The sequence below is a fragment of the Pelagibacterium xiamenense genome, assembly GCF_021166475.1.
Lineage (GTDB): Bacteria > Pseudomonadota > Alphaproteobacteria > Rhizobiales > Devosiaceae > Pelagibacterium > Pelagibacterium xiamenense.
In genome coordinates, this window is the sequence record NZ_JAJOYS010000004.1 from 154,236 (window position 1) to 180,754 (window position 26,519).

A 26,519-nucleotide genomic window follows, 5' to 3' on the forward strand; every position below is an offset into this window, starting at 1 on the left:
TGCAGTAGGGTGTAGTTGACGGCTTCGGGTAGGCGGGCCTACCATGACTGTACTGGCGAAGGCTCCGCGAGCCACGCTATTTTTGCGAAGAAGCATCCCAAGGAGCAAACGCTAGTCATTCTCGAGTTGTGGGAGGAGACCACTCATGAGAACAACTAAGCGACTACTGGGTCTGCTTGCGATCACCGTATCATCTACATCGATGCTGGTCGCGCAAGCGGGCATGGCCCAGGACAATGCGATCGACATCACGCCGGTCACCGACGAGATGCTGCTCGACCCGCCCGACGGCGACTGGCTGATGTGGCGGCGCACATACGACGGCTGGGGGTACAGCCCCCTCGACGAGATCAACAAGGACAACGTCGGCGAGCTTGAACTGGCCTGGGCCTGGAGCATGACCCCGGGCCGCACGCAGGAAACCCCGCTTGCCCACGACGGAATCGTTTTCATCCAGAACGCCGACCACGTCATTCAGGCGCTCGACGGAGCCACCGGAGAGCTGATCTGGGAATACTTCTACGAACTGCCCGAGGAGGTGAGCCCCAGAGGGATACGCAACAAGGCGATCTACGAAGACAAGCTGATTGTCGCCACCCGCGATGCGCATCTGATCGCGCTCGATATCGCGACCGGCCAGCTCATCTGGGATCAGCAGGTCGCCAACTATGAACACGGGTGGGGGTATTCGAGCGGGCCGATCGTAGCCGACGGTGTCATCATCCAGGGCATGACCAGTTGCAGCAACGCCCAGCCGGGCGGCTGCTTCTTCACCGGCCATGATCCGGATACCGGCGAGGAACTTTGGCGCCTTCACACGATCGCGCGCGGCGACACGCCCGAGGGCAACAGCTGGAACGGTGTTCCGCTCGAAAGCCGGCACGGCGCGTCCGCATGGATACCCGGCACCTACGATCCCGAGCAGAACCTTGTGTTTGCCGGCGTCGGACAGCCGTATCCGTGGAACCTCGAAATCGCGGGACTGCTACCGGCGAGTTCAGACCCCGACGTCACCAACGAGGCGCTCTATACCAACGCAACGCTCGCCATCGATCCGTCGACCGGCGAACTCGAGTGGTACTTCCAGCACCTGCCGACCGACTCCCTCGACCTCGACTACGTCTATGAGCGGCTTCTCATAGACCTGCCGGTCGACGGCGAGATGCGCCAACAGGTCGTGACAACTGGCAAGATCGGCATCGTCGAATCGGTCGACCGGACGTCCGGCGAATGGCTGTGGCACGTCGAAACCGCGCCCCAGAATGTGGTGCTGTCCATCGATCCGGACACGGGCGAAAAGGAGATCAACCCCGAAGTGATCCCGGTGATCGGCGAATCCACGTTCAACTGCCCGGCCGACCCCGGCGCAAAAGCGTGGCAGGCAACAGCCTACAGCCCGATGACCGAGACGCTTTATATGCCCACGGTCGAATTCTGCTCCAACACCACGGTGAACCCGCTCGATCCGGGCGAGATCTATACAGGTGGCGGTCTGCAGACATATTCCCGTGTGCCCGTGCCCGACGGCGACGGCAATATCGGCCAGGTCCGGGCCATCGACCTCGTCGACCACACCGAAACGTGGCAATATCGGCAGCGTGCACCGGTCACGAGCTCAACTCTGCCCACCGGCGGCGGCCTCGTGTTCGTTGGTACGCTCGACCGCAAACTTCTGGCCTTCGACGACGAGACCGGCGAGGTGTTGTGGACCAGCCCGACACTGAGCAACTCGCTTGAATCGTTTCCGATCACCTATGAGGCCGACGGCAAGCAGTACGTCGCGATCGTTGCGAACTTCGCCTCCGGCCTGGGCCGCCTGGCGTCCCTGACGCCCGAGGTACGGTTGCCGGCGAACGATCCGATCACTCTGTACGTCTTCGCACTGCCCGACTGATCGGCAAGACGCGCGCTCTTTACCCAGGCGGACCGATATCCGGCCCGCCTGGCAGGCTGTGAGGACCGATCTTGCTCCGAGTTTCCGCGCTTACGTTCCTGACCGGCCCCCTACTGGCGCTGGCCCCGCTGATGGTTGCGTTATCGCCGTCCGCGATACCCGCCCAGGAACCCGAGTTCTACGACATCCCAACAGCGCCCGAACACTGGACCTACGGACGCCGGCTCGATGAGGCGCAGCTTCGCTACTGCGTCGACCGGCGCGACCCGGCCTGGGAGGTCGCCGACGCCATCGCCGAAGCGCTCGCATCGGGCCTGCTGCTCGAACCGCAACGGCATGTGGTTGAAGCCGACATCATCGCCGAGGACATCACCGCCGTTTACGAGGTCATGCTCCAGCACTGCGATATGCATATGGGGTTCAAGCTTATCCCGGAGGGCTACCCTGACTGGCTGACCATCACCCGCGCCTACTACCAGAGCGAATACGTCTTCGTTACGGCAGATCCCGACCTCCAGGCTCTCGCCGGCCTGCCCCCGGGCCGCCCGATCGGCGCGACGAGCGGGACCCTCGCTCACTTGCGGCTCGTTTCCTATGTCGGCGCCCTGCAAGCGGACGATCGCTGGCCGGTATTTCCCATGGGCACGAGCGAACGCGCGCTCGCGGCGCTCCGCGATGGCACGGTGGACGTCGCTCTTGTTTGGGCGCCCGCGTTCTGGGCCGGCCAGCGCGCAAATGCCGACTATGTTGATTTCCGGGTGATCGACCCCGCCCCTCTGCCGCCGACCAGGCTCGGCGTCGGCGCGATCATGCTGTCCGACGAGACCTTCCTGCGCAATGCTGTCGACGAGGCCATCGCGGCCTTGACCGCGGACGGCACCATAGGGGCCATTCTGGACGACTACGGGTTCCCGGCAACGGCGGCCCCCTGATGTCTCGCGCGACCGTGCCCAGCCCTGATGAACCGGCGATCCTTGTCGACAGCGTCTCCAAGCGTTTCGGACGGACCCTGGCTCTCGACGGCGTGAGCTTCGAGGTGCCGCACGGCCAGCTCTTCGCCCTGCTCGGGCCGAACGGCGCGGGCAAGACGACCCTGATGCATATCCTGTGCACCATTCTGGGACCCGACAGCGGCACGGCGCAGATCGCGGGTTTCGATGTGGTGCGCCAGCCCCTGGCCGCCCGCAGCCGGCTCGGTATCGTCTTTCAGGAACCCAGTCTCGATGACCGACTGACCGTATCGGAGAACCTCAACCTTCACGGGCTCGTCTTCGGCGTACCACGGGCGCTGCGCCGCAGGCGGATCGCCGAAATGCTGGACCTGGTGGAACTCGCAGATTGGGCGAGTACGCCGGTCAGATCGCTATCTTCGGGCATGAAACGGCGCCTCGAGATCGCCCGCGCCCTCATTCACGATTCTCGGATCATGCTGCTCGACGAGCCGACGGTCGGGCTTGACGCGCAGACCCGCGAGCGCATCTGGACCTACGTCCGCCGCCTCCAGGCCGAGCGTCAACTCACCGTGCTCGTCACCACGCACTATATCGAGGAAGTCGAGACCTGCGACCGCGTGTGCATCATCGACCACGGCAGGGTTTTGGCCATCGACGGACCCGACGCCCTCCGGCGCGCCCATGGTCAGCAAATGCTGCGCGTCACCCCCACCACGCCCGAAATCCGCGACGAAATCCTCAACTCCTTCCCCGATCGCGTGACGCAGCACAGCGACGCCCACATCCTGCTGAGCGCCGACGACGCCTTCGTCGAGCGCTTCTTAAGCCAATACGGCACCCGCATCCGCGCACTCACCAACGAGGTGCCGAGCCTCGAAACGGCATTCCTGTCGCTGACCGGCCGCGATTTGCGCGACCGGGGCGCCAGCGCCCGCGAACGCACCCTGGCCTTTGGCAACCGTGGAGGAGAACACACACGATGACCCTCGAAAGCGCCACCACCCGAACCGCCTCCGCCGGCGCGTACCCAGCCGGGCGGCGGCACTGGCTGCTGGTCCAGCTTGGCGGGCTTTATGGCCTGTGGCTGCGCGAGGTGAAGCGCGCGGTGCGCGACCGCGGCCAGCTCATCGGCGGCATCAGCCGCCCGATCCTCTGGGTATTGATCCTGGGGATCGGGCTCAACCCCTACTTCCGCGGCGAGGTCTATGGCGAGGTCACCTTCGTTGTCCCTTTCACCTATTTGCAGTTCATCTTCCCCGCGGTCATCGCGCTCAACATCATGTTCACCTCGGTGCAATCGGCGGTTTCGGTCATCTGGGACCGGGAGTTCGGCTTCCTGCGCGAAGTGATGGTCTCCCCGCTCTCGCGGGCGACGGTATTGCTCGGCAAGATCCTCGGCGGCACCACCGTGGCCGTGCTCCACGGCTGCCTGGTCCTGATCCTCGCCCGCTTTGCCGATGTGCCGCTGACCGTCTTCGATGTGCTTAACGCACTTGGCCTGATGGCCATGCTGGCCTTCGCCCTGACCTGCCTGGGCGTCGTGATTGCCAACCGCATCCGCACCTTCGAAGGCTTCGGCGTCTTTTCGAACGCGATCATCCTGCCGCTCTATTTCACCTCGAGTTCGATCTTCCCGCTCGATCCGGCCCTCTCGCGCGCCCAGACCCGCATCGCCTATCCCGACTGGCTCGTCACCATCGTCGAACTCAATCCCCTGACCTATGCCGTCGATGCGTTGCGCGGCGCCCTCATAAATTACAACCAGTTTCCCCCCTGGATGGGCGTTTCCATTATGGCCGGCGCCGGCGTGGTTCTCTTCGCCGTGGCCCTCTACGACTTCCGCCGGGCCTGAGACCGCCCATGCCCCGCTTCGGCAAGACGGCGCGAGATCTGGGGGCCATCGGCCTGATGGTGGCCCTATTGGCGGCCGTCGCGCTCTTGCCCCCGGACAATTCCCTGCGCGACGTGCAAGAGGTATCGTCCCTGCGCGCCTGCGTGCCACCCGCCTATCCCCCGCTCGTCACCGGCGACCCGGACCGGCCGGGCATCGATATCGAAATCCTCCGGGCCGTGACGGACCATATCGGGGTCGGCCTGCAGCTCCGGACCAACGACGCGATGGGCCGCGACTTCAATCCGCGCAACTGGGGCCTCAACCGCGCCCAGTGCCAGATAATCGCCGGCGGGGTCGTCGATTCCCCCCGGACCCGCTCGTTCATCGAGACCGGCCCGCCCTATGCCCGCACCGGATGGGCCGTGATCGCCCCCGAGCCCCTTTCCGGATGGGAGGAAGCGAACATTGGCGTCGTGACCCTCGTTTCCGGTCTCGACCGCATCGGGCTTGCCAGTTTCCTCCGCAGCGCGGGCGCCCAACCCCATGTGGTGCGGCGGCCCGAGGACCTGGCTACCGGCATCGCCGAAGGCCGGTTCGATGCGGGCATTACCGAAGCCCTTCTCGCTGCCCGCCTCGCCGCCGATAACGCCTGGACGATATCCTGGATGCCCGCGGCGCTGGAGCGTTACAACCTCGTTTTCGGCCTCTGGAAAGGCGACGTGACGCTCAAGCGGGCCATCGATCAGGCCTTCGCCGACCTCGCCGCCGACGGCACGCTGGACGCGATCCTCGCCCGCTACGCCGGTGCTCCCCTAGAGTAGCGCGTTTGCAGAAAAGGATGGATGCCGCGTTTCCGTGAAAGGCTGAAATGGACTAGGCAGCGCCCCCGAGGACAACCGGCGCCACAACGTCATAAACCGGCTTCAGCACCATCCGCGTCACCCCAAACAGCGATGCCGCAAAAAGCACCAGCCCCACGACAGGTCCCGCCTGTCTCGGCACCCCAACCCCGAGCGCCGCGAGAAAATGCGCGCCCGCCAGCGGCGGCAGGGGCAGCAGACTGAATAGCGCAATCCAGACGCAAATCCGCGCCGCCGTCCTGACGAACGCCACCGCAACCAGTCCCGGCGTCGGAGGCAGCACCGTCAGAAGCGGGATGGCCAATTGCAAGAGCAGAACACCGAGCAACAGCAGCACTGCGCTGCTTGCGACGACGGCACCAACCAGCCCCCAACGCCCACCCCTCAGCGCATCCGCCTCAATCGCCACCGGGCGCGCCCAGCCGAAGCCGGTCAGCAGGATCGCACCGAGCCCGAGCATATCGATATGGGGCGCGGGCCAGCCCGACAGCCTGCCGTCATGCCTTGGCCCCGCATCCCCCAGCGCCACCGCCATCGCCGCGATTGCGGCGCCCTGAACGGTGAAGACGAGCAAACCGGCAGCAAGGCGGAACGCCAGCAACTGGAGTGTGAGATCGGAGAGGATCATTCCGGCACCGCCGCATCGCTTTGCCTAGGAGAAAGGCGACGCGGCGCCGTTGTCATTTTTCGACGATCAATCGATCGAGTGCATCGACGTCCGAAGGCAGCTCGGCGCCGGGCTGGAACCCGTTCTCCTGGAGAATGAACGCCATCAGATCGGCATAGCCGTCCTCCGAGAACCGCCCCGGCGCATTGGGTGGCATCAGGGTGCTCATGAACAGGAACATCGCCGAAGCCGGCGCGCCGTTGGCAAACTTCTGTTCGAACGCCATGCCGCGCAGCGGCGGCCCGCCGTTCAGCCCGCCCCTCAGATCGTCCCCGTGGCACTCCTCGCATTCGCTGGCATACCGGTCCTCGCCGCGCGCGGCCTGCTCGCGCGAATAGGAAACCGGCGCCGTCGTATCGGCCTGGGCCAGAAGGATGCGATCCGGTTGCGTGGCGCCGCCGGCACCTTCGGCAGGCGCGGTCGCATCGAACCCCTGGACGGTCGCCGAAAGGCTCAATAAGGCGCCGGCAACCAGCGCCGAGGTAAAAGCAGTGCGGGCTATCGCGCCGCGAATGATAGGGTACATGGGCCTCCTCCATTGGCCGGTCGCTTCTGAGCCAGAACGGAAAACCATCGTGGATGAAGCGAAAATGCCCCTCAAAGCAAAACGGACGGCGTAAGCAATTGCAAGCGCAATCGACACCGGGGCCGCGCGGTCCGATAAAACCTGTTCACCTGCAAGTTACTCAGCGGATTTTGGTAAGAAACCGGATTATGTTTTAAAATTGAAGCCGGACCATTCATAAAGGCAATTCGAGTTGCGTACGCGCCAGGTACTGGCTGTTCCCTTCACTCGCGAACACGGACGATGTCACCGAAATCGCGACCGGAACGCCGCGTGCCACGGCAGGGTCGTTGCCCGTGCCCCGCGTGACGCCGCGCCAGAGAAAGAACACCGCAATGGCCGATAACCGTCTCCCAAGCGCTGCGCCCGGCGCATTGACAGTTGCCGCGGCCCGAACCGGTTTCCTGGCACTGCTCGTCCTTTTATGGTGGGTCGCGTCGGTCAACGTCGCGCGCAACATCATCCCCTCTCCGCTCGCCACGCTCGAGGCGGCGGGCCGCCTCCTGCATGCGGGCGATCTCCAGCAGGCCGTTCTCGACAGCATATCGGTCTATCTCTCGGGCTATGGCGTCGCCATCCTCGTCGCCATTCCCCTCGGCGTCGTCATGGGCGCCTTCAACCTTCTGGGCAAAACGCTCGAGATCTACGTCTACGCCCTCTCGGCGACCCCGCGCGTCGCCTTCATCCCGCTCATTATCGTCCTTCTGGGCCTGGGCGCGGAAGCCAAGGTCTTCATCGTCTTTCTGGGCGCCGTCATGCCCATCCTGATCAACACATATGCCGGCGTGCGTCAGGCCGATCCCGAGCTTGTCGAAATGGCGCGTTCCGTCGGCGCGGGCCGTTTGCGGATCTTCACCCGCATCGTCTTGCCGGGTGCCGTGCCCTACGTCATCGTCGGACTGCGGCTCGGCGCCACCATCGGGCTCATCAACACCGTCGTCGCCGAACTCTATACAGCCGTGCGCGGTCTCGGTGGGCTTCTTGCAGTCTACGGCAACACCTTCCGCATGGCGGAATATTTCGTCGTCGTCCTCTCGCTTGCGACCATCGGCGTCATCGTGACCGAGGGACTGCGTTATGCCGAACAGCGCCTTGGGCGCTGGCGGACCTGAACCAAAGGGAGGATATTCATGTCTACCGGAAACCTCATATCCACACTTGCGGCCGGCGTCGCCGGGATCGCTCTTATGACAGGCATGGCACATGCCCAGTCGGACGAGCCGTTCCGCCTGATCGTCACGCATCTCGAGCCGCCGCTCGTACCCAACTCGGTGATGGACCTCGCCCTCGAGCTTGGCTATTTCGAGGCCGAAGACGTCGAGGTCGAACTCGTGCGCGTCCAGCAGACGCCCTCGGCGCTCGCCGCGCTGCAGGCCGGCGAGGGCGAGATGGCCAATGTCGGCGTCGACGCGCTGCTCCAGATCATCAACGCGGGGGCAACCGACTTCCGCGCCGTCAACTCGCCCAACAAGTCTCTGCCGTTCCTCATCGCCGCCAAGGAGGAGATCGCAACGCCCGCCGATCTTGCCGGTGCAAGTTTCGGCGTCGGCCGCGTGGGCAGTCTCGACCATTCGCTCTCGACACTCGTCCTGTCGAGCTTGGGCGTCGATATCGACGATGCCGAGCTGGTCACGCTCGGTCAGCCCTCCGTCCGCGCCCAGGCGCTCGCCGCCGGCCAGGTCGACGCCACGACCATGTCGATCGGCGTGTGGAGCGAACTGCCCGACCAGACCGGCCTCCACGTCCTCGTCGACCAGGACACCTACTATGAAGGCGCGCCGGTCGTGAACAAGGTCAACGCGGTTCCCGGCAACGTGCTCGAAGAGCGCCCTGAGGACGTCGAAGCCGTGATCCGCGCCCTGACACGGCTGAGCCGCGACTTTGCACAGGATCCGCAGATGTGGATCGACGCCATGGCCGATGCGCGCCCCGACGTCGATATCGCCGTGCTCGAAATGCTCGCGCAGTCCTTCGCCAGCAGCTGGAGCGTCAATGGCGGGATGAGCGCGAGTGAGCTGGCCTACACCGTCGACTGGCTCTATCAGACCGAGGATTTCGCCGGCCAACCGCGCCTCGCCATGGAGGACTGGGTCGCGTTCGGTCCCCTCGATGCGGTGCTCGAAGACCTCGGTGTCGACGAGACGATGGATCCTGCCGACAGATGAAGTTCGACCGCGTCGGAGAGACCGGCCCAGGCACGAGAATGAAGAACGCGGGGCACAACCGGCCCCGCCTCGTCCTCGATAGCGTCGAAAAGCGGTTCGCAAGGCCGGACGGGGAGATCGTCACGGCGCTGTCGGACGTGTCCATGAGCGTCGAGGCGCACACCTTCGTGGCGCTGATCGGTCCCTCCGGCTGCGGCAAGACGACGGTCCTGCGCATCGCCAACGGCCTGATCCAACCCGACAACGGCGCGGTCACGATCGCCGGCTCCGCGCCGAAACCGGGCCCGGAAACCGGGTTCGTCTTTCAGGAGTTTCGCCTGATCCCGTGGGCGACGGTCCAGGCCAACGTCGAATTTGCCCTCGAAGTCCTGCCGCTCTCGCGCGCCGAGCGCGCCGAGCGGGCAAGGAGCTATCTCGACCTCGTCGGCCTGTCCCGGTCGGCGCAAAGCTATCCGGGCCAGCTTTCGGGCGGCATGAAGCAGCGCGTGGCGCTCGCCCGCGCTCTGGCGTCGGAACCGGAAATCCTGCTGATGGACGAGCCGTTCGCCAACCTCGATGCACAGACCCGCGAGTTGATGCAGTCCGAATTGCTTCATATCTGGATGCGGCACAAGCCGACAGTCCTGTTCGTGACCCACAGCGTCGACGAGGCGCTGCTTCTCGCCGACAGGATCGTCCTTATGGGCACCGGCCGCGTCCTCGAGACCTTCGACGTTGATATCGAACGGCCACGCAACCTCGAAGCGACACGATCCGACGCGCGCTTCATCGCAATGCGGGACGACCTCTGGGCGCGCATCCGCGACCTCGTCCTCTCCGACCCGCAATCGGAGTTTTACGGCCGTAACCTTGGGGGATAGCGCATTGCAAAAGGGATGATCATGAGCGCTCTCAATCGTTTCGTTGTCGCGATATTCGCCACGCTGCTTCTCGGTGTGACGGCAACCGGACAGGACAGTGGAAGCTGGCGCACGGGCCCGGCGGGTCCCGAACCGCGCTCCGAACACGCCGTCGCCGCACTCGATGGCACGGCATATCTGATAGGGGACTATATCGGCGGCACGGCCATGCTGATCTACGATGCCCCGAACCGGAATTGGCGCGTAGGTCCGGACTTCCCGTATCACGCCCATCATCAGATGGCGGCCGGATTTGACGGGAAAGTTTATGTCTTTGGCGGATACGTCGAGGGCTGGACAGCGACGGACGCCGTCTGGATCTTCGATCCGCAAACCGGGGAATGGGTCGAAGGGCCGCCGATGCCGACGGCGCGGGGTGCCGGCGGCGCCGCGGTCGTTGACGGGCGTATTCACGTGATCTCCGGCTCGCAGTCGGACGGGATCAACACGCCCATCCATGAGATCTTCGATCCCGTCCAGGGCACGTGGGAAACCGCCGCGCCAATTCCAACAGCGCGCGATCACCTCGCCGTCCTCGCAGTCGCGGGCGAAATCGTCGTCGCAGGCGGACGCGTCGATGGCGACCCCGCGTTTAACCTCGACGTAACCGAGATTTACAACCCCGAAACCGGGAACTGGCGCACCGGTGCACCGATGCCGACGGCTCGCAGCGGCGTGGCGGCGGCCGTGCTCGACGGACGCGCCTACGTCCTTGGCGGGGAAACGCGCGAGACGACATTCGGAACGGTGGAAGCGTACGACCCGGCGGCCGATCGCTGGACGCGGCTGGCGCCCCTTCCTACGCCCCGGCACGGGTTCGGCGCGATCGCGTACGCAGGAGAGATCATCACGCTCATGGGCGCACCGGCGGCCGGTGCCGACCGCTCGGCTGTGGTCGAAGTCCTGCAACCGTGAAAACCCGACAGCCGGCGCGCGACGGTCCGGCACCACGAAAAATGGCCGGGGCGAACCCCGGCCATTGCATTCGGTCGATAGAGGACGCCGCTACGCGGCCGTTTTCTTTGTGGCAGCCAGATCGAACCGGTCCGCCTCCATCACCTTGGTCCAGGCGGCAACGAAGTCGCGCACGAACTTTTCCTGCGAATCCGCGCACGCATAGACCTCCGCCAGCGCCCGCAGCTGCGAGTGCGATCCGAAGATCAGATCAACGCGCGTGGCGCGCCATTTGAGATCGTTGGTCTTGCGGTCGCGCCCTTCATAGGTGCCGTCCGAGGCGGGTTGCCACTGGGTTTCCATGGTCAGAAGATTAACGAAGAAATCGTTGGTCAGGACGCCCGGACGGTCGGTCAGAACGCCATGCCCGGTGCCCTGATAGTTCGTACCCAGAACGCGCATGCCGCCCAGAAGCGCCGTCATTTCCGGCGCCGTCAGCGTCAAAAGCTCCGCCTTGTCGACCATCGCCTCTTCGGGCGCCATGAACTGACGGCCGCTGAGATAATTGCGGAAGGCGTCGGCACGCGGCTCGAGCGCCTGAAAGGATTCGACGTCGGTCTGCGCTTCGCTCGCATCCGTGCGCCCCGGCGTAAACGGCACGCTCACCGCAACGCCGCCATCCTGCGCCGCCTTCTCGACCGCCGCGCAGCCGGCAAGAACGATCAGATCGGCCAGCGAGATCTTCTTGCCGCCCTGCTGAGCGCCGTTGAAGTCCGCCTGGATCGCTTCGAGCCGGGCGAGCACCTTGCCGAGCTTCTCGGGCTCGTTGACCTCCCAGTCCTTCTGCGGTGCAAGCCGGATGCGCGCGCCATTGGCGCCGCCGCGCTTGTCCGAGCCGCGGAAGGTCGAAGCCGAGGCCCAGGCGGTCGAGACCAGTTCGGAAACCGAGAGCCCCGACGCGAGGATCTTGCCCTTGAGTTCGGCAATGTCCGCTTCGCTCACCAGCGCATGGTCGACCGCGGGAACCGGGTCCTGCCATATCAGCTCTTCGTTCGGCACGAGTTTGCCCAGATACCGGACCTTTGGGCCCATGTCGCGGTGCGTGAGCTTGAACCAGGCGCGGGCGAAGGCGTCCGCGAACTGGTCCGGGTTTTCGTAGAACCGGCGCGAAATCTTCCCGTATTCGGGATCCATCCTGAGCGAAAGGTCGGTCGTGAGCATGGTCGGCCGGCGCTTGGGCGAATCCGCATCGGGCCCTGGGACATCGGCCTCGTGGTCCTTGGCCACCCACTGCCAGGCGCCCGCCGGGCTCTTTTCGAGCTCCCACTCGTTTTCAAACAGGTTCTTGAAAAAGAGGTTGCTCCATTGGGTCGGCGTCTGCGTCCAGATCACTTCAGGCCCGCCAGTGATGGCGTCGGCCCCCAAGCCGGTGCCGTGGCCGCTCTTCCAGCCCAGCCCCTGGTCCTCGATCGCCGCGCCCTCGGGATCCGCGCCGACAAGCGAGGGATCGCCCGCGCCGTGGGTCTTGCCGAAGGTATGGCCGCCCGCGATCAGAGCGACAGTTTCCTCGTCGTTCATCGCCATGCGGCGGAAGGTCTCGCGAATGTCATGGGCCGCCTTGACCGGATCGGGCTCCCCGTTGGGGCCCTCGGGATTGACGTAGATGAGCCCCATCTGCACCGCCGCCAGCGGCTCTTCGAGCTGACGCTCGCCCGAATAGCGCGAATCGCCCAGCCAGGTGCCTTCCGGTCCCCAGTACAGTTCCTCGGGTTCCCACACATCGGCGCGGCCGCCGGCGAACCCGAACGTCTTGAAGCCCATCGATTCGAGCGCGACGTTGCCCGCGAGAACCATGAGATCGGCCCAGGAAATCTTCTGCCCGTATTTCTGCTTGATCGGCCACAGCAGCCGGCGGGCCTTGTCGAGGTTGGCGTTATCCGGCCAGGAATTGAGCGGCGCGAACCGCTGCTGGCCCATGCCGGCGCCGCCGCGGCCATCGGTGATACGGTACGTGCCGGCGCTGTGCCAGGCCATGCGGATCATCAACCCGCCATAGTGACCGAAATCGGCCGGCCACCAGTCCTTCGAATCCGTCATCAGCGCTTCGAGATCCGCGATCACCGCGTCGATATCGAGGGATTTGAATGCCTCGGCATAATCGAAATCCCGCCCCAACGGGTCGGACTTGGCCGTATGCCGGTGCAGCACAGAGACATCGAGTTGCTCGGGCCACCAATCGCGATTGCGCGGCCCGCGGTGCCCGCCGCTGACCGGACAGGCCGACTGCTTGTCTTGGGTCATCTCATTCATCTTGATCTCCGATCTTGCGCTGTGAGGAAACGTTTACCGTGCCTCATAGGCAATCCAGTACGATAATGTCTAATCGTATTGAGTGACCACGACGATAAGTTTTTCTTTTCGTCGCTGACACGCGGCCCGGTCACTGTTCGCCGGCAGACCAGCACGAGCCGATGGAAGGCCGGTCTCTTTTCATCCGCCGAAATAAAAGCGCGCCCATGCCAATGCCGTGAGCGCGGCCAAAACAATGGCCAGAAGGCGGCCGCCCCGATCACCGGCCGTGAACGCCAGCCGAGCCTGGCAAGCCAACGCGACGCCAAGCACCGCAAAGGCGAGGCCGACCTTGAAGCTCTCGCGCGGATCCCCCGGCAGCACGGCGCCGGGATCCTCCTCCAACACCCAAGAAAACTCATTGCGGGTGAGGAGCAACAACGACAGGAGGCAGATGAGCCAGACACAATAGGTCGCGATCTTCAGCGTCATCTGCATCGGGCCAAGTGTCTCATGATGTGATGGGTTCGCCATAGCCCAGGTTCGTATGCAACCTCGCAAGCACCGCGTCCCGATGTCATTTCGCGCCTATCTGTTCGGCAGCCCCTGGGCTTCGCGGGTATCCCGAATATATTGCCGGTTGGCGTCAACCTCCACGATCAAGCCTTCAAGCCCGGATCGAACCGCGGCGAGTTCGGACGCATGGTCGATTTTCGACGTGAACGGATTGTCATGGGCGGCGTCCCATTCGAGTGCCCACTCCATGGCAGCGATCCATTCGTCGGGATCGCCCGCGATATACTCGTTGACAGGCCGGCCCACCGACTCGCTCAGCGCCGAAAAGAGCGCATGATCACCGGTACCCTTCTCCTCGCCAAGGGCGGCAATCATGAAACGATACCGCAACTGGCCGGCATACATCCAGTTTGCCGCCTCCAATCCGTTCCCTTCCCCGAGGAGCCGTGCGGACAGCATGTAAAGCGTCGCGGGATGAGCAGATGGAGCGGTTTCGATCAGTTGATCTGTCGATACCGCGTCGAAATCCTCGGCAGGTTGGGCCGCGGCGGCGGCGGCCAGAAACACCGCGATCGCGAACGCGAGCACCCATTTCATGATTAATCCTCCGCAGGCGGAACGATGACCTTGATGGACGCACCGGCCTCGAGCTGCGCAAGCAAATCCTCCGGAGTGCTGATCCTCTTGTCCTCGCCGCCGACAAACAATGCCAGATTGCCCGAGGTTATCGCTTCACTGAGCCGCGCCGAAAACACGAGCTGATCGCCAACGTAGAATTCGGCCGTTTCACCTATGTGCTCCCCGGAAAACACGGCGAATGCCTGGGTGCTGCTGGGATCGAGCTTGACGTAAACGACGTCGGAGCGGGACCCGTCCGTTCCCTCTGGCAAGCTGGCCTCGGCAACGGTCAAAAACACCTCCATCGCCATCAGCGGTGCGTTAAAGCAGCAAATGGAAATCGACAGAAGCACACGGAAACAAAAACCCATCCCGACGATCTCCAATGATCAACCGCAAAGCACCAAGCCCCCTTCTGACTGAGGCTACTTTGCTCCTCGAAAAGAAATCAAGGCATGGGGAGGAACGGACGCCCGTATACCGCAGGAGGTGGTCACCCCCTCTCCGCATACGTCGTTAGCGCCGAATAGACATGATAGAAGCTCGAGGACGGCATATAGGTCGAGATCAGCCGGCCTTCGGCATTGAACTGATCGTACCACCCGCCCCGGATCGGCGTATCGAGATAGTTGGCATAAAACCGTCCATAGACCGCGTCCGGCGTGAACGCCGCAGGCAGCGTCTCACCCATCCGCGCGAGAATCCGCGTCGCCTTCAGAAGCTCGGTCTGCGGCCACATCCGGCGCGCGGGCGAAATTGCCGCACCGTCGAGCGCGAACCGGTCAAGCAAGAACTCCCCCCGGGCATCCAGCCCAAAACCGATCGCGCGATCGAAAAGCGCGCGCAGATCCACCCCGCATGGTTTGCCTACGACGCGCTCGTATTCGGAAAGGAGGAACACCCATTCGACCATATGCCCGGGCTCGATCACCTGCTCGCCCCGTGCGACCGGCTGCCAGTCAGCATCGAAATACTCAAAGACGAGGCCAGTCGCCTTATCCAGGAAAACGGTGCGGAAGAGATCGAGGCATGTCTCGGCCATGTCTAGAAACGCCGGCTCCCCGCCCAACTCATAAAAGCCCAGCGTCGCTTCGAACATATGCATATGGGGGTTCTGCCGCCGCGGCAGGCGTCCCTCAGGAGTCTCGAGCCAACCGCGGTGTGCGGCCTGGAGCGTCAGCGCCTTTTTCCAGCGCGGCAACCATTCGGCGACGATCGCCTCTTCCCCTGCAGCCTTAAGCTGCGCCATCGCCAGCAGCACGAATGCCAGGTCGTAAAGATCCTGCGTCCGGTCGGTCACCAACCCGTCGCGGTCGAGCAGCGCGTGGAAGGAGCCCGTAGCCGGATCGTAGGCGTACTGCGTCAAAAACGCGAAGGCAGCGCGCGCTTCGTGCCGGAAATCGCCATGTCCTGCCGCGCTCGCCGAGGCAAAGACCAACGCCTGCCGCGCCTGGACGCGCATGCGTTTGATCATGTCGGGCAACGGCCGCCCATCATGGCCGAGTCCTTCCCACACGCCGCGCCCCGGCGCATCGAACCCGTTCCGCGACCAGAACGGCAAGGCATGGCCGGTGAGCCACTCGATCGGGTCGGGATAGGACGACGTTCGGGTCATGGGGCACCTTTCTTGAACAGGCTCTTTCTCACCGCCCGCTGAAACTCGTTGGTCCGCCGCGCCAGCCGCATTGCGCCGATTGGCCAAAGACCGGCCCAGCCGACCCAATCGTTCAAAGCGTCTCGCTTGGGCTCAGCTTTAAGCCCTGAAGCGGAGACAGGCGCTAGCGGTAGAAAATCGAGCGCCACCGCCTCCGGTGCCGAGCGATAAAGTTCAACGTCGGCGCGATCCGCCAGGTAGCGCAGAATCGCAAGATCGAGCTCCGGATCGTGGAACTTGAGATTATATCCCGCCGTGCCGATCTGCTGCACGAGCGCGGCCGAATGCCCTTCGAGCCTGTGGGCGTAGCGGTCGGGCGCGGCATAAAGATCGATTCCCGCCAGAGTGATTGTTTCAGCGCCCAACGCGTGGGCGTTGATGATAGCCAGGATTCCCGTCGTCGGCGTTTTGTCATGGGCCTCGATCAGGCCCGTAATCGCCTTCTCCGCCGCCGCGTCGCGGTAACCGAGCGGCATAAACGGTAGATCGAGTGCGCGCTGGCCGCGTGCAATGACATGGCGCTGGTGGCAGCTCCAGGCTCCAACCGAATATGTCCCTTCGGCCACGAGCTTTTTGAGCGTTGCCGCATAAAAAGGGAAAATCCAACGATCGCCACCGACCTGCACGAGATCGGCGCGACGGCCCAAGTGATAGGTCTCTTCAAAAAAGAAGTTGTTGACCCGGACGATGGTCGATTCCGCATCGATCCGGGCCGGATCGAGCGCCAATAGCGACGGCCCGCTGCCCGCGACGACGAACCGTTTGCTCGGTGGCGTCCAGGGCGCCGTACGCTCAGGCCTGCTTTGCATCGTCCGCAAGAAGCCGGTCGGCCACTGCCCGTACCGCGCCGCGCCCGCCGTCATGGGGGATGATCCAGTCGACGAAAGGAACAACCGAGGCATGCGCGTCGCGCGGGCAAGCGGAAAAACCGGCCTTCCGGATCGCCGGCAGATCGTTGCGGTCGTTGCCGACGAACAAAACGTCGTCCCAGACAAGCCCCTCTCCATCAAGCCATTCGGAAAGGGCGGCGACTTTATCGTCCCGCGCCTGCAGGCACGCGATCTGAAGCTTTTCCGCCCGCCGCATGACGACGTGGTTCTTTTCCTTCGAAAGGATCAGAAGCGCGAACCGCCCGGATTTGCGCAGCATTTCAATGCCCATTCCGTCCCGCCGTGAGACCCTGACGCTTTCGACTCCGTCCTGATCGACAATCGCCGTATCGTCGGTGTGGACGCCGTCGAAATCCATGACCAGCACTTTGATCTTCGCGATATCCGCAGCGCTCAGCCCGCCGGCATCCCCGCGTTCGGCGGCAATCGCGTTGCACAGCGCCAGATCGGCCAGCGAATCGATCTCGACCGGCGGATGATCCACCGGATAAAGCGCAACTGGGCCGCAGAAGCGCCGCCCGACACGTTCGAAATCGTCAACCCGCACGCAATAGACCGCACCGTTCTCCTTGAACGCCGGGGCCAGGTCCTGGCGCCGCTGCCGCTGCCGGGTTTCATCGTGATTGACGCCCACCCCCAGCCCGTCGCTGGAAAGCCCCCAAAGGAACGAGTGATCTTCGACCACCGTGAGCGCACACGCGGCGTTCTTGTCGTTCATCGCCGTAAGGCAACCGTCGATATCGGCGCCGGTCGTAAAGGGCGACGTGCACTGCAAGAAGACGAGCCGCGCCACGTCCGGATGCTGCTCCCGGATCACTGCGAGCGCGTGCAGCCAGCCGCTTTCCGAACTCGCCGTATCGCCGGAAAGCTCGGCCGGACGGTCGATCACCCGGCCGCCGAAGCGTCTGGTTTCATTGGCAATTTCGGCATCGTCGGTGGATACATAAACCGCGCCGACCTGCGCCGCGGCGCGTGCCGCAAGCACCGAACGGGCCACGAGCGAGCGCCCGCCGATCTTGCGCAAGTTCTTGCCCGGCACCCCCTTGGACCCGCCCCGTGCGAGCAGAACGGCGATCGTTTTTTCAGCCATATCGTGCCGGCGTTCGATGAAGACGATGACGGTTCGTTGACCCGAAAATGGCGACAATGAAACAATCGTCGACCATTTCGGCGTCTATCGGTTGCGCAGCCGGACCTATTCGGCCGCCGAGAGGTTACCGTGGCGTTCGGCAACCCATTTGAGCTTGTCGCGCTGGACCTGCTCGACCGGCAGAATCTCGTCTTTCTTATAGGCGAGGGCCTTGTCGACATTGGCGATATCGCGGCACAGCCGGCGCATCCCGTCGGGTTCGAGGCTGGCGGCGTGGTCGGTGCCCTTCCAGGTGCGGTCGAGCGTGAAGTGCCGCTCGATATGGGTAAACCGCCCCTTGCCCTGGCTCTCATACATGCGCCCGACGGCAAGTGCGGCCACGTCGGCGGATATCCCCAGATGGTGGCCCGAAAACCCGATGCCCTTCACCTCCTCGCCGAACTCTTCCATCAGCCGGCCGATTTCGAATAGGCAGATATCCTCGAACGCGACCGGATAGCCCGAAGTGCACGAATAGATGACCAGATCCTTGGCGCGCCCGCGCTCCTTGTAGAAATCGACGGTCTTCTTGATTTCCTCGCGCGTGGTCATGCCGGTCGAAACGTGCAGTTCGCCCGCATAATGTTCGCACAGATAATTCTGCAGATCGTAATGCTGGTTGGTCGCCGAGGGAATCTTGAGCATCGGCGGGTTAAGCGCAGCCATCTCTTTCGCCGCGGTCAGGTCCCACACCGAGGTGGAATACATGATCCCGTTGGCCTCGCACTCGCGGATCAGCTCCTGGTGCTGATCGACGTCGAATTCGAGAAACTCGCGATGTTCGCCATAGCTATCGCCATAGGAATTTTCGGGCACCGGATGGGGCCGGTTATATTCTTCAGGGGTCAGAAGCTCCTTGTTGGTCCGCTTCTGAAACTTGGCGACGTCGGCCTTGCAGACCTTCGCGGCAACCTGGATCAGTTCCTTGGCGATATCGACATCGCCCTTGTGGTTGCAGCCGATCTCGGCGATGACTTTGACGGGTTGGGGGGTGGGGGACATGGCAGTTCCTCTTAACGGCACCTACTTTCTCATAGGCAGCATTTGTCGGCGATTAGCAGGCTCGTGGGAACTGCTACTTGATTGCGCGCACAACCGCAAGCTCGTGCTTGTGCCTCAATAGCAACAAATGCTAGCGAACCCGCACACGACATATTTGCGTTCAAGGCATTTCCGACATTCTTATAGGAGGCCACCCCATGGCCCAGATCGACGCGGAGGTTCAAGACTGGCGGGACCGCATGATCCTTCGTGGATCAACTGCGACGCGCCTTCTAAATGACCTCTTTCGGTCGCTGCCGCGTCACGGGAACGGGCGCAAAGCTCTTGTGGTGCTTGGCAGAGACAAAGGAGGATTTAATGTATACACATACTTCGCAGCCTGCTTAGCAAGGCACCTAGGCTATGACGTGACCTTTCTTCAATGCGGTGGCGGCACAGATGTATGCGGAGTGCGTTCCAACTCTGATGTCTGGCATCCGCCCGCGTTTTGTGAGTCATGCATGGCATATCGCCGCTCCTTCGATTTTGAAGGTTTCGAAGTTCTGCAGCGAAACATCGATGAGGTGCCAGTTTCCTACGACGCCTATTCCGAAGAAGAAATATCTTTAGACGTAGACCCCTTCGTCCAAAGAGTTACTTTCGGGCGCCCTCCTTCTTTCGTTGATACCCGTATTCGCGACATGTATCGCGATGCAGCCAGACGATATTATTCGACGTTTTCCAGCGTTTTTCGGGAGGGCGATTTCGACCTCTGCCTTATAATGAACGGACTTGGTTTTCCAGAAGCGACCCTTGCCAGAGTGTGTGAACACCAAAATACCAAGACACTTTACTTCGATCCAGGAGCGCTTCGAAACACCGTATTCCTAAGCAGCCAGCCAACCCCACATTTCAGGCTCGATTCATTATTTTCCTCCTACATTGAGACCATTGAAATTGATGCAGCCGTAGAACGCGGCCGCGAAATACTCTTAGACCGACTAAGCAGACAATTCAGCCCTGAGGGAAAGCAGAAGTTGCTGACGATTGCAGGACACGCCCCGCCGCATCGGCATGCAATCATGTTCCTGCCGCTATTCCATGACTTAGTGTCGATGGGAAAAGGCCCAATTAACGTATTTGAATCTGTGAAGGAAGTCGCCGAAATCGCGGAGAAAAGGACGTTCCACCTTTATTTAAGATCGCATCCTGACGAGGTCTTATTTCCCAAATCGGCTTTCACAGCGGACAATCTGGTGGATGCCCTTGGACTTGAAAGTTCTCCATTTCTCCATGTAATACCGCCCCAAGACCGGTCCAATGCATATTTTCTTGCCAGTCGAAGCGAACTGAATATCGTTTATAATGGAACACTAGGCATCGAGCTCGCGGCTCTAGGCTACCCGACAATGAATATCGCAAAATCTCACTATACAGATAAAGGCTTCTCAAGCTATCCGGAGGCGCAAGAATCCATAGAACCGATCCTACTCCAGAAATGGGGCGTACTGCCCTCTGAGGAGGAAGTTTGCTCCGCACTTACCTATCTTCATTTTTACTACGATGTTGCAAATTTGAAGCATGATATGTTCCTGAGCGACCTGTCTACCGTCTACGTTAGGAGTCGTGATGCCGCGCTCGAACAGATTAGCCGGATATCGGCGCGTGCTGCCCACCTTCTGGAAGGTGCAACATGATCACTGATCGATTTGCTCGACAATCCTTGGACACCAGACTTATCCAGAAGATAGTTGAACTGGAGCGAGAGATGGCCCTTTTGCGCAGCGAAATCAGCGCCATCCAAAACGCAGTGGAGGCAGGTGAGGCTTCAACAAAAGCCACCAATGTTGCCGAGCGCACTCAGCTTTGCAGCGATGGCAACAATTCCGAGGCAGAGTGATCATTGATGGCCTTGGAAAAAGCGCCATAAAAACAGTTCGGGCCGATCAAACCCTGGACCTGGTCTCGTACAGAGCCATCCTCGCCAACTTGCGCTATGCGCTCTGCCTCCAGCGCCGCAAGTGCGTCTGCGGCTATTTCACGAATGTCCTTTCTGGGGAAGTCAAGGCATTTGACTTTGGGCCCGAGCCCAAGGGACGACGTTCCGACCTCGGGCGAAACCAGACAAAGCTTATCAAATAGCAGCGCTTCCCATACGCTCAATGGCAAGGGGTCCGACAGCGATGGCAGGAGAAAGGCATCGAAGGCGGGGAGCAGGTGCATTATGTGCCTGTAATCGAGCCTACCCCACCATATGACGTTGGCCGGTAGAGCCTCGGGAACACTGCCCATGCGGGCGCTGCTTTTTGGCCCAATCCAGTGAAACGTAACCGCTCCAGGGCTAACTGTTTCTAACGTTTCTGCCAAACGGATCAGACGATCAACCCCTTTGCGCGGCTGAAATGACCCCACAGTAACAATATTATAGCCCACCGGACGTGCTCGGACGGGCACAGAGGTCACAGGAAGGCGACCGAGTGAATTATACACAGGCGCCGTACACACCCAATTCCAGGACCGTTCATACTCGTCACGCAACTCTACTGTAAGCGGTACAATCGTCATTTTGCGGAGCAAATCAATAGAGGGCTGCCCCCCTTCTGATATAATTCGATCGAAGACATACTTACCCTCATGAAGATACACAAATATATGTCCTCGCCTGAAAGCGGTCGCCACCTCTATGGCCTTTTTTATTCGATACGAGAGCAGGGGCGACACTGAATTTACAATCACGACTTTGGCGTTCGCGATTTCGGCATAGAGCCGACGCCAATACTTTACATCATCAACGTATATAACAGACAGTAACCTATCATCCCGCCCCAGCTTTACTGCCCCGCGCAGTACGTCTAAAATTATTCGAATCGGTATAGTATGGCCTGCGGAATAGTTAAATCGCTCCGTTATGACGACAATATCCGAGTCCGCCAGCGGCGTTCCGGGCATTAAATATTCTATAATACCGGCTACTTGATGAAAAACCCTTCTCGCACCAGGCACCCGCTTAACAACCGATGCCACCCACTTTTTAAGTCGCATCTTCACCCTCGACGATATCAATGTGAACGCTCGTAATACCAAATCTCGCTAGCATGTCGCCAAACTGGCGCCAGGCCGGTGGAGCGCATAGCACCTTCACAGAAAACTCGTAGGCCCTCGATAAATGAAGAAGGTAATTTAGATCGTCTTGCAGACTATGAGCGCCGATTTCGTAGCCGGTCAGGTTGGAATGCCCTAGATCCAACTCCTCCATAGCTGCCTGATCTGCATATCGAATGTCTCCCGTGTAAAAGTCGATGCCGGTCACGACGAATTCACGCTCTCCAGCAACCAGCCTATGGTGGAGAGCCTGCAGTCCCGTTGTTGGCAGCTTCACGGTCGATCCGCGCATATAAATCGACGCAAAAAACTCGTCGATTACAAGGTCTTTCCAAAAATTACGGATATTAATATTGTTAAGAAACGTAATTGCCCCAAGATTGTGCGGCGCAATTGGCGTGTTTATATTCTTTACGGTAAATTTTTTCCCATCAATACAATGATAAATATTCGCAATCAACGACTCATCTGTAACGGAAAAAAATAGATCGTCGACCTCAGTGCCAAACGCATCCGTTATATAAAAATGGTTCATCCTAGATATCGATCCAATTGGACCAAATCTATCCTCGATTTTATTCAGGCTCCATCTTTTTGAGGACGGGCCATTTCCAACAATAAGTGCCGCGGGGCTCATGCAGTCGAGACTTCCTTGTGGTGCATTATCATCGTAGCTTTTGCCGGTAGCGCTGTCGCTTGACCCGCAGCCCTTTCTATGGAACTTCACCTCATGATGGAACCACCGATTTGTCTCAATGAATGACTCCACTAAAGGGGAGGGAACTCACTTGATAGCGAAATTGCGTCGTTGGGCCCGCGACGTTCGTGCAAATGCCAAGACTGCCGCACTTCAAGCACAGAAGTGTTCCGAAAGCCTACGCGCCCTCGAAGCTCGCCTTGTAGAGACAAACGTGATCGTGTCCAGGCAGTCCTCCAAACTCGAGTATGCGACCGACCGTGTCGACTATATCGCTAATCGGATCGACAATCGACGGAGCAATTCATCGTCGCCAATAGCGACACACGATGAGATGTCTAGCGCCATTACATCAGTGTGGAACGACTATGATGACGAAGAATATCGAAAGGATCAGTCTCACTATAGAGGCGTGGGACGCTGGGCGGACGACAAGGCATGGCAAGAGATTGGCCAAGCGTCCCGCCGAAGAATTGAAATTATACGTAGAATTTTAGATCGAAGCGAACTCCATGATATTAATGTTCTCGAATGGGGGCCTGGGGGTGGCGCTAATCTTTTTGCATTTCGGGACATAGCTAGTCGCTACTATGGAATCGACATCTCTCAAAAGAACCTAGACGAATCCACCCGAATGATCAAAGAGGCGGGAAGGAGCGAAATCTTCAATCCTGTGCTGTTGGAAGGCCATCCGGAATCGATAAGGGATGCGGTACCGCATAAGATCGATGTATTTTTGACAACTTCTGTGTTTCAGCATTTTCCTAGCCAACAGTACGGGCTTGATGTGCTCAAAACCATTCGAGCGGTAGCATCTGACGACGCCTTCGGATTCATTCATATCCGGTTCGACGATGGACGCGAGAAATTTAAGGGCATTGAGCATATTCGGGATTACAAGAAACGACATATTACGGCGAACTCCTATCCGTTGGAGGAGTTCTGGGGCCATTTAAGTAATGCCGGATTTACCCCTCTAGCGGTGTGCGACATTAGAGCTGCAAATAACTCGGCTGTGTTTTACGCTCGCTGCGCACCCGTGAGCTAATCACACAAACCGTAATATCTGCGCAATTTTACGGGCAGTTGGTCGCAGGAAGCTTGGTGTAAAGCGATTTCCTGCGCGCAATAAAGCCCGGACGGTTGGCCCAGTGCCTTGGGCCAGCAAGTCGGCGTAGTTTTCGGGAGGTCTCAACCGTAAGATAGTTTCGGCAAACACCAGTGCCGAAGCAAAATATGCGGTCCTTCTCACCGCGGCACCGGGGTGCGCGCCGCTGGCGACGAGTTGGCTGGCCCGCTCCACAATCCGCGCATTCGGCGCTTGCGCGTACCCCAGAAAATACGCCGCGACCCAATCGGGATCGGGCGCGCCGATCTCGTCCGCCTCCAACTGGTCGAACGTGCGCAACAACCCACTGTCGACAAAGACCTGGTTGCCGTAGCGTTCGTGTACACCCATGTCGAGGACGAGCGCCGTCCTGACGCCTGCGGCGACCGATTCGAGGCAGGCGGTCGATGAGACGGTAATGAGCAGGTCGGTATCCGCGAGCGCCTGGGCAATCGGGGTGTAGCCGATCTCGAAATTTTCCGGAAATGCCATACCCCGAAGCACGTCTTCGGGGTGGTGCTTCATGCGGTGAATTGTATCCTCGCCCTTCTTGTGCCGGGGCTTGAGAATGACTTTGCGATCCGGGTGGCGCCGTGCGTACGCGATCAGCCGGTCATAAAGATAGCGACGTTCAGCGCGGTCGGCAGGGATCGTGGGTTGGTCAGCAAAGAGAACCGTTTTTACTGGACCCTGCTTCGGCGTTGCAGCATGCGCAGGCAGGAATGGCAAGCCGTTGAGCATGAGGTTACCTGTCGGCAGGCCTAGCCGTGCCGCCACCGCACAGAACCTGTCGTAGTCCTCGCGCGAATTGACCGAGACGATGTCGGCGCCGCAACGGTCGAGATAACCCGCGATCTGCTTTTCGATAACGATGCCGACCCAGCAACCGACAGTCACCGGACCACCCTCCGGGGCCGCCCGGTGGAGCTGGTAGATGATTTGCCTGGTAAAAGGACCGGCGAGCGCGGAGACCGCGACGTCGCTGGCAAGGCACCGTTCGATCATGCGCTCCCAGGTTGTGTATTCGACCGCCTCCACGCCCACCGCCGCGATCTGTTCTTTCGAAAGCGCATTGCGCACGTCGGGCACGAGAACCGCGCAGTCGAACCCCGCCTTCCGGAATTCCGGCATCAGGCTGGCGCACCACTTGAGCTGGGAATCGAACGCCGCGACGAACACCGCCTTTTTTGTGCGGACCGGATCGCTCATTTCCGCGTCTCCATCCACTTCTTGTATTCGGCGTAAATCTCGCTCACCGGCCCCATCGCTTTCACCTCGCCTCGATCGAGCCAGAGCAGCGTTTCGGTCCAATCCTCGAGGATACGTTGGGAGTGGCTGGCCATGACGAGGATGGAAGAGGAGGCGATAAGTTCGGACTGGAGCTTCGATACCGTCTTGTTGACCGAGGCATCGGCCGCGCTGATCCATTCGTCCATCACGAGGATGTCGCCGCGCACCAGCCGCATCAGGCTCATCACCAGCCGCGAGCGCATGCCGGCGGAATAGGATCGGACGGGAAGTTCGAAATACCCCCCGAGCCCCGAGAGCTCCTTGACCTCTTCGACATGCCCGGCGATTTTCGACTGCGGTGTGCCCATGTAGAGACATTTGAGTTCGGCGTTGCGGCGGCCCGAAAGGTCGGGCTTGATGCCTGAGCCGAGCGCGAATTGCGGGCTGATCCGCCCCTCGATGGTGATCGAACCGCTCTGGACAGCGAGGGCGCCTGCGCACACTTTCAAAAGCGTCGATTTGCCCGAGCCGTTAATGCCGATAAGCCCGACGCGGTCACCCGTCTTGAGCGAGAGCGAGATGTTCCTCAAGGCCGTAATTTCGAGGTACCGCTTGCCGACCAGAATTTGCGCGCCGACAGCGCCCTGCTCGGACGCCTTTTCCGAATTTCCCGTCTTGCGCATGAAATAGCTGACCGAGGCGTTCTCGATCTCGATCCGGGCGGTCATTTGATGTTCCTCACAAAGCTGTGCGAACGCGCATAGGTGACAGAACCGACCGTGCACAGCGCCAGCGAAATCAATATGCTCCCGACCCAGGCGGACGCCTCAAGGGGCATGATGCCGAAGACCTGCCTGCACATACCCATGTAATAGGATACGGGATTGTAATCCGAAAGGAAGGCGCGCACGCCCCCACGCTCGGAAGCGACCCAGAAGATCGGCGAGGCGAAGAAGACGAACCGGGTCGCTGTGCGGATCAGGCTCGCAAGATCGGGAAAAAAGATCGTGAGGATGTTCACCAGATAACCGATCGCGAGCGAGGTGGGAATGATGATTGCAAGGAAAGGGATGAAGAGCGCGAGTTCAAGGCCGAATTTCACAGGGCTCAGAACCAGCATGGCGGCGAGCAGGAGCGCAAGGTTGATGCTGTATTCGAACAGCCTGTCGATCAAAAGCTTGCCGAAGAGGCCCGCGAGGGTGAGGTTGTTGTGGATGGCGAATTCGAGCTTTTTCTGGATGACGTCGGTGCTTCCGTTGACCGAATCCTGAATGAAGCCCCAAAGCGTGAACCCCGAGAGCACATAGAGGAAGAAGTCGGTCAGCGACATGGTGTCCGAGTGCCGAAAGACCAACGCCAGCATCGCAGTGAAGATCAGCGTCGAGGCCGGAATCCACAGCAAACCCAGCCGCGCGCCCTGATATTGGGACTTGGCTTCGAGATAGCTGATGTGCATAAACCGCACGAATGTCGAAAGAAATGGCCGTATGCGGCGCCACAGAATCATTGATGTCCAACTGCCGATAGTCTGTTCGCGGCGTGGTTTAGCCTATCGCGCGGCAAACGCAAACTCT

26 protein-coding genes are annotated in these 26,519 nt (G+C 60.9%); 11 read left to right on the plus strand and 15 right to left on the minus strand.

The window, feature by feature from the left end:
- The first annotated feature begins 145 nt into the window (after positions 1-145).
- The 5 genes from LSG43_RS15930 to LSG43_RS15950 all read left to right on the plus strand — a co-directional run bounded on the left by LSG43_RS15930 (position 146) and on the right by LSG43_RS15950 (position 5,502).
- Positions 146-1,894 (plus strand): pyrroloquinoline quinone-dependent dehydrogenase, encoded by a 1,749-nt coding sequence (locus LSG43_RS15930; protein ID WP_231806033.1) that lies wholly within the window; start codon positions 146-148, stop codon positions 1,892-1,894.
- 71 nt (positions 1,895-1,965) lie between these two features.
- The gene (locus tag LSG43_RS15935; protein ID WP_231806035.1) at positions 1,966-2,826 is read left to right on the plus strand and encodes a substrate-binding periplasmic protein; all 861 of its coding nucleotides are present in this window, start codon (positions 1,966-1,968) and stop codon (positions 2,824-2,826) included.
- Positions 2,826-3,830, plus strand: a complete 1,005-nt coding sequence (locus LSG43_RS15940; protein WP_231806037.1) for an ABC transporter ATP-binding protein — start codon at positions 2,826-2,828, stop codon at positions 3,828-3,830. The genes LSG43_RS15935 and LSG43_RS15940 overlap by 1 nt, the downstream gene beginning before the upstream one ends.
- Positions 3,827-4,699, plus strand: a complete 873-nt coding sequence (locus LSG43_RS15945; RefSeq protein ID WP_231806039.1) for an ABC transporter permease — start codon at positions 3,827-3,829, stop codon at positions 4,697-4,699. The genes LSG43_RS15940 and LSG43_RS15945 overlap by 4 nt, the downstream gene beginning before the upstream one ends.
- Positions 4,700-4,707: 8 nt before the next feature.
- Positions 4,708-5,502 carry a substrate-binding periplasmic protein gene (locus LSG43_RS15950; protein WP_231806041.1) on the plus strand — a complete coding sequence of 265 codons (795 nt, stop codon included), beginning with the start codon at positions 4,708-4,710 and terminating at the stop codon, positions 5,500-5,502.
- Positions 5,503-5,554: 52 nt separating this feature from the next.
- Here LSG43_RS15950 and LSG43_RS15955 read toward each other — a convergent pair whose 3' ends face one another.
- Entirely contained in the window at positions 5,555-6,169 is a 615-nt protein-coding gene (locus tag LSG43_RS15955; protein ID WP_231806043.1) for a zinc metalloprotease, read from the minus strand.
- Between the two features lie 52 nt (positions 6,170-6,221).
- Positions 6,222-6,734 (minus strand): c-type cytochrome, encoded by a 513-nt coding sequence (locus tag LSG43_RS15960; protein ID WP_231806045.1) that lies wholly within the window; start codon positions 6,732-6,734, stop codon positions 6,222-6,224.
- 374 nt (positions 6,735-7,108) lie between these two features.
- On the opposite strand from LSG43_RS15960, the gene LSG43_RS15965 reads away from it, so the two are divergent.
- Genes LSG43_RS15965 through LSG43_RS15980 form a run of 4 tightly spaced genes read left to right on the plus strand, consistent with a single transcriptional unit; the run spans position 7,109 to position 10,752 of the window.
- Positions 7,109-7,885, plus strand: a complete 777-nt coding sequence (locus tag LSG43_RS15965; protein WP_231806047.1) for an ABC transporter permease — start codon at positions 7,109-7,111, stop codon at positions 7,883-7,885.
- A gap of 18 nt (positions 7,886-7,903) precedes the next feature.
- Entirely contained in the window at positions 7,904-8,938 is a 1,035-nt protein-coding gene (locus tag LSG43_RS15970) for an ABC transporter substrate-binding protein (RefSeq protein WP_231806049.1), read from the plus strand.
- Positions 8,935-9,798: an ABC transporter ATP-binding protein gene (locus LSG43_RS15975; RefSeq protein WP_231806051.1), complete on the plus strand. Its 864-nt coding sequence runs from the start codon at positions 8,935-8,937 to the stop codon at positions 9,796-9,798. The genes LSG43_RS15970 and LSG43_RS15975 overlap by 4 nt, the downstream gene beginning before the upstream one ends.
- Before the next feature lie 21 nt (positions 9,799-9,819).
- On the plus strand, positions 9,820-10,752 hold the full coding sequence (locus tag LSG43_RS15980) for a Kelch repeat-containing protein (protein ID WP_231806053.1): 933 nt from the start codon (positions 9,820-9,822) through the stop codon (positions 10,750-10,752).
- 90 nt (positions 10,753-10,842) lie between these two features.
- On the opposite strand, the gene katG is transcribed toward LSG43_RS15980, so the two are convergent.
- The 8 genes from katG to LSG43_RS16020 all read right to left on the minus strand — a co-directional run bounded on the left by katG (position 10,843) and on the right by LSG43_RS16020 (position 18,829).
- Positions 10,843-13,041, minus strand: a complete 2,199-nt coding sequence (gene katG, locus LSG43_RS15985; protein ID WP_231806054.1) for a catalase/peroxidase HPI — start codon at positions 13,039-13,041, stop codon at positions 10,843-10,845.
- 180 nt (positions 13,042-13,221) lie between these two features.
- Positions 13,222-13,518 (minus strand): hypothetical protein, encoded by a 297-nt coding sequence (locus LSG43_RS15990; RefSeq protein WP_231806055.1) that lies wholly within the window; start codon positions 13,516-13,518, stop codon positions 13,222-13,224.
- A gap of 90 nt (positions 13,519-13,608) precedes the next feature.
- On the minus strand, positions 13,609-14,133 hold the full coding sequence (locus LSG43_RS15995) for a hypothetical protein (RefSeq protein ID WP_231806057.1): 525 nt from the start codon (positions 14,131-14,133) through the stop codon (positions 13,609-13,611).
- Positions 14,134-14,135: 2 nt separating this feature from the next.
- Positions 14,136-14,525 (minus strand): hypothetical protein, encoded by a 390-nt coding sequence (locus LSG43_RS16000; RefSeq protein WP_231806059.1) that lies wholly within the window; start codon positions 14,523-14,525, stop codon positions 14,136-14,138.
- A gap of 122 nt (positions 14,526-14,647) precedes the next feature.
- A complete protein-coding gene (locus LSG43_RS16005; protein ID WP_231806061.1) occupies positions 14,648-15,769 on the minus strand; it encodes an AGE family epimerase/isomerase in 1,122 nt (373 codons plus the stop codon).
- On the minus strand, positions 15,766-16,617 hold the full coding sequence (locus LSG43_RS16010) for an alpha-2,3-sialyltransferase (protein ID WP_231806063.1): 852 nt from the start codon (positions 16,615-16,617) through the stop codon (positions 15,766-15,768). The genes LSG43_RS16005 and LSG43_RS16010 overlap by 4 nt, the downstream gene beginning before the upstream one ends.
- Positions 16,601-17,845 carry an acylneuraminate cytidylyltransferase gene (locus LSG43_RS16015; protein ID WP_231806065.1) on the minus strand — a complete coding sequence of 415 codons (1,245 nt, stop codon included), beginning with the start codon at positions 17,843-17,845 and terminating at the stop codon, positions 16,601-16,603. Before LSG43_RS16015 ends, LSG43_RS16010 begins: the two co-directional genes overlap by 17 nt.
- A 48-nt stretch (positions 17,846-17,893) precedes the next feature.
- Complete coding sequence (locus LSG43_RS16020; RefSeq protein ID WP_231806067.1) at positions 17,894-18,829, minus strand: N-acetylneuraminate synthase family protein; 936 nt, start codon at positions 18,827-18,829, stop codon at positions 17,894-17,896.
- A gap of 197 nt (positions 18,830-19,026) precedes the next feature.
- Between LSG43_RS16020 and LSG43_RS16025 the strand changes: the two genes are divergently transcribed.
- Positions 19,027-20,505, plus strand: coding sequence for a hypothetical protein (locus LSG43_RS16025; protein ID WP_231806069.1), 1,479 nt, complete (start codon positions 19,027-19,029; stop codon positions 20,503-20,505).
- Positions 20,506-20,668: 163 nt separating this feature from the next.
- Here LSG43_RS16025 and LSG43_RS16030 read toward each other — a convergent pair whose 3' ends face one another.
- Together LSG43_RS16030 and LSG43_RS16035 are read right to left on the minus strand one after the other, a co-directional pair.
- Complete coding sequence (locus LSG43_RS16030) at positions 20,669-21,850, minus strand: glycosyltransferase (RefSeq protein ID WP_231806071.1); 1,182 nt, start codon at positions 21,848-21,850, stop codon at positions 20,669-20,671.
- The gene (locus LSG43_RS16035; protein ID WP_231806073.1) at positions 21,840-22,547 is read right to left on the minus strand and encodes a hypothetical protein; all 708 of its coding nucleotides are present in this window, start codon (positions 22,545-22,547) and stop codon (positions 21,840-21,842) included. The genes LSG43_RS16030 and LSG43_RS16035 overlap by 11 nt, the downstream gene beginning before the upstream one ends.
- Positions 22,548-22,665: 118 nt before the next feature.
- Between LSG43_RS16035 and LSG43_RS16040 the strand changes: the two genes are divergently transcribed.
- Positions 22,666-23,655, plus strand: a complete 990-nt coding sequence (locus tag LSG43_RS16040; RefSeq protein WP_231806075.1) for a methyltransferase domain-containing protein — start codon at positions 22,666-22,668, stop codon at positions 23,653-23,655.
- Here LSG43_RS16040 and LSG43_RS16045 read toward each other — a convergent pair whose 3' ends face one another.
- From LSG43_RS16045 to LSG43_RS16055, 3 genes are read right to left on the minus strand one after another with little or no spacing between them, the layout of a single operon-like run.
- Complete coding sequence (locus LSG43_RS16045; RefSeq protein WP_231806077.1) at positions 23,656-24,894, minus strand: DUF6716 putative glycosyltransferase; 1,239 nt, start codon at positions 24,892-24,894, stop codon at positions 23,656-23,658.
- 26 nt (positions 24,895-24,920) lie between these two features.
- The gene (locus tag LSG43_RS16050; protein WP_231806079.1) at positions 24,921-25,673 is read right to left on the minus strand and encodes an ABC transporter ATP-binding protein; all 753 of its coding nucleotides are present in this window, start codon (positions 25,671-25,673) and stop codon (positions 24,921-24,923) included.
- Positions 25,670-26,452 (minus strand): ABC transporter permease, encoded by a 783-nt coding sequence (locus tag LSG43_RS16055; RefSeq protein WP_231806081.1) that lies wholly within the window; start codon positions 26,450-26,452, stop codon positions 25,670-25,672. Before LSG43_RS16055 ends, LSG43_RS16050 begins: the two co-directional genes overlap by 4 nt.
- Positions 26,453-26,519: the final 67 nt, after the last annotated feature.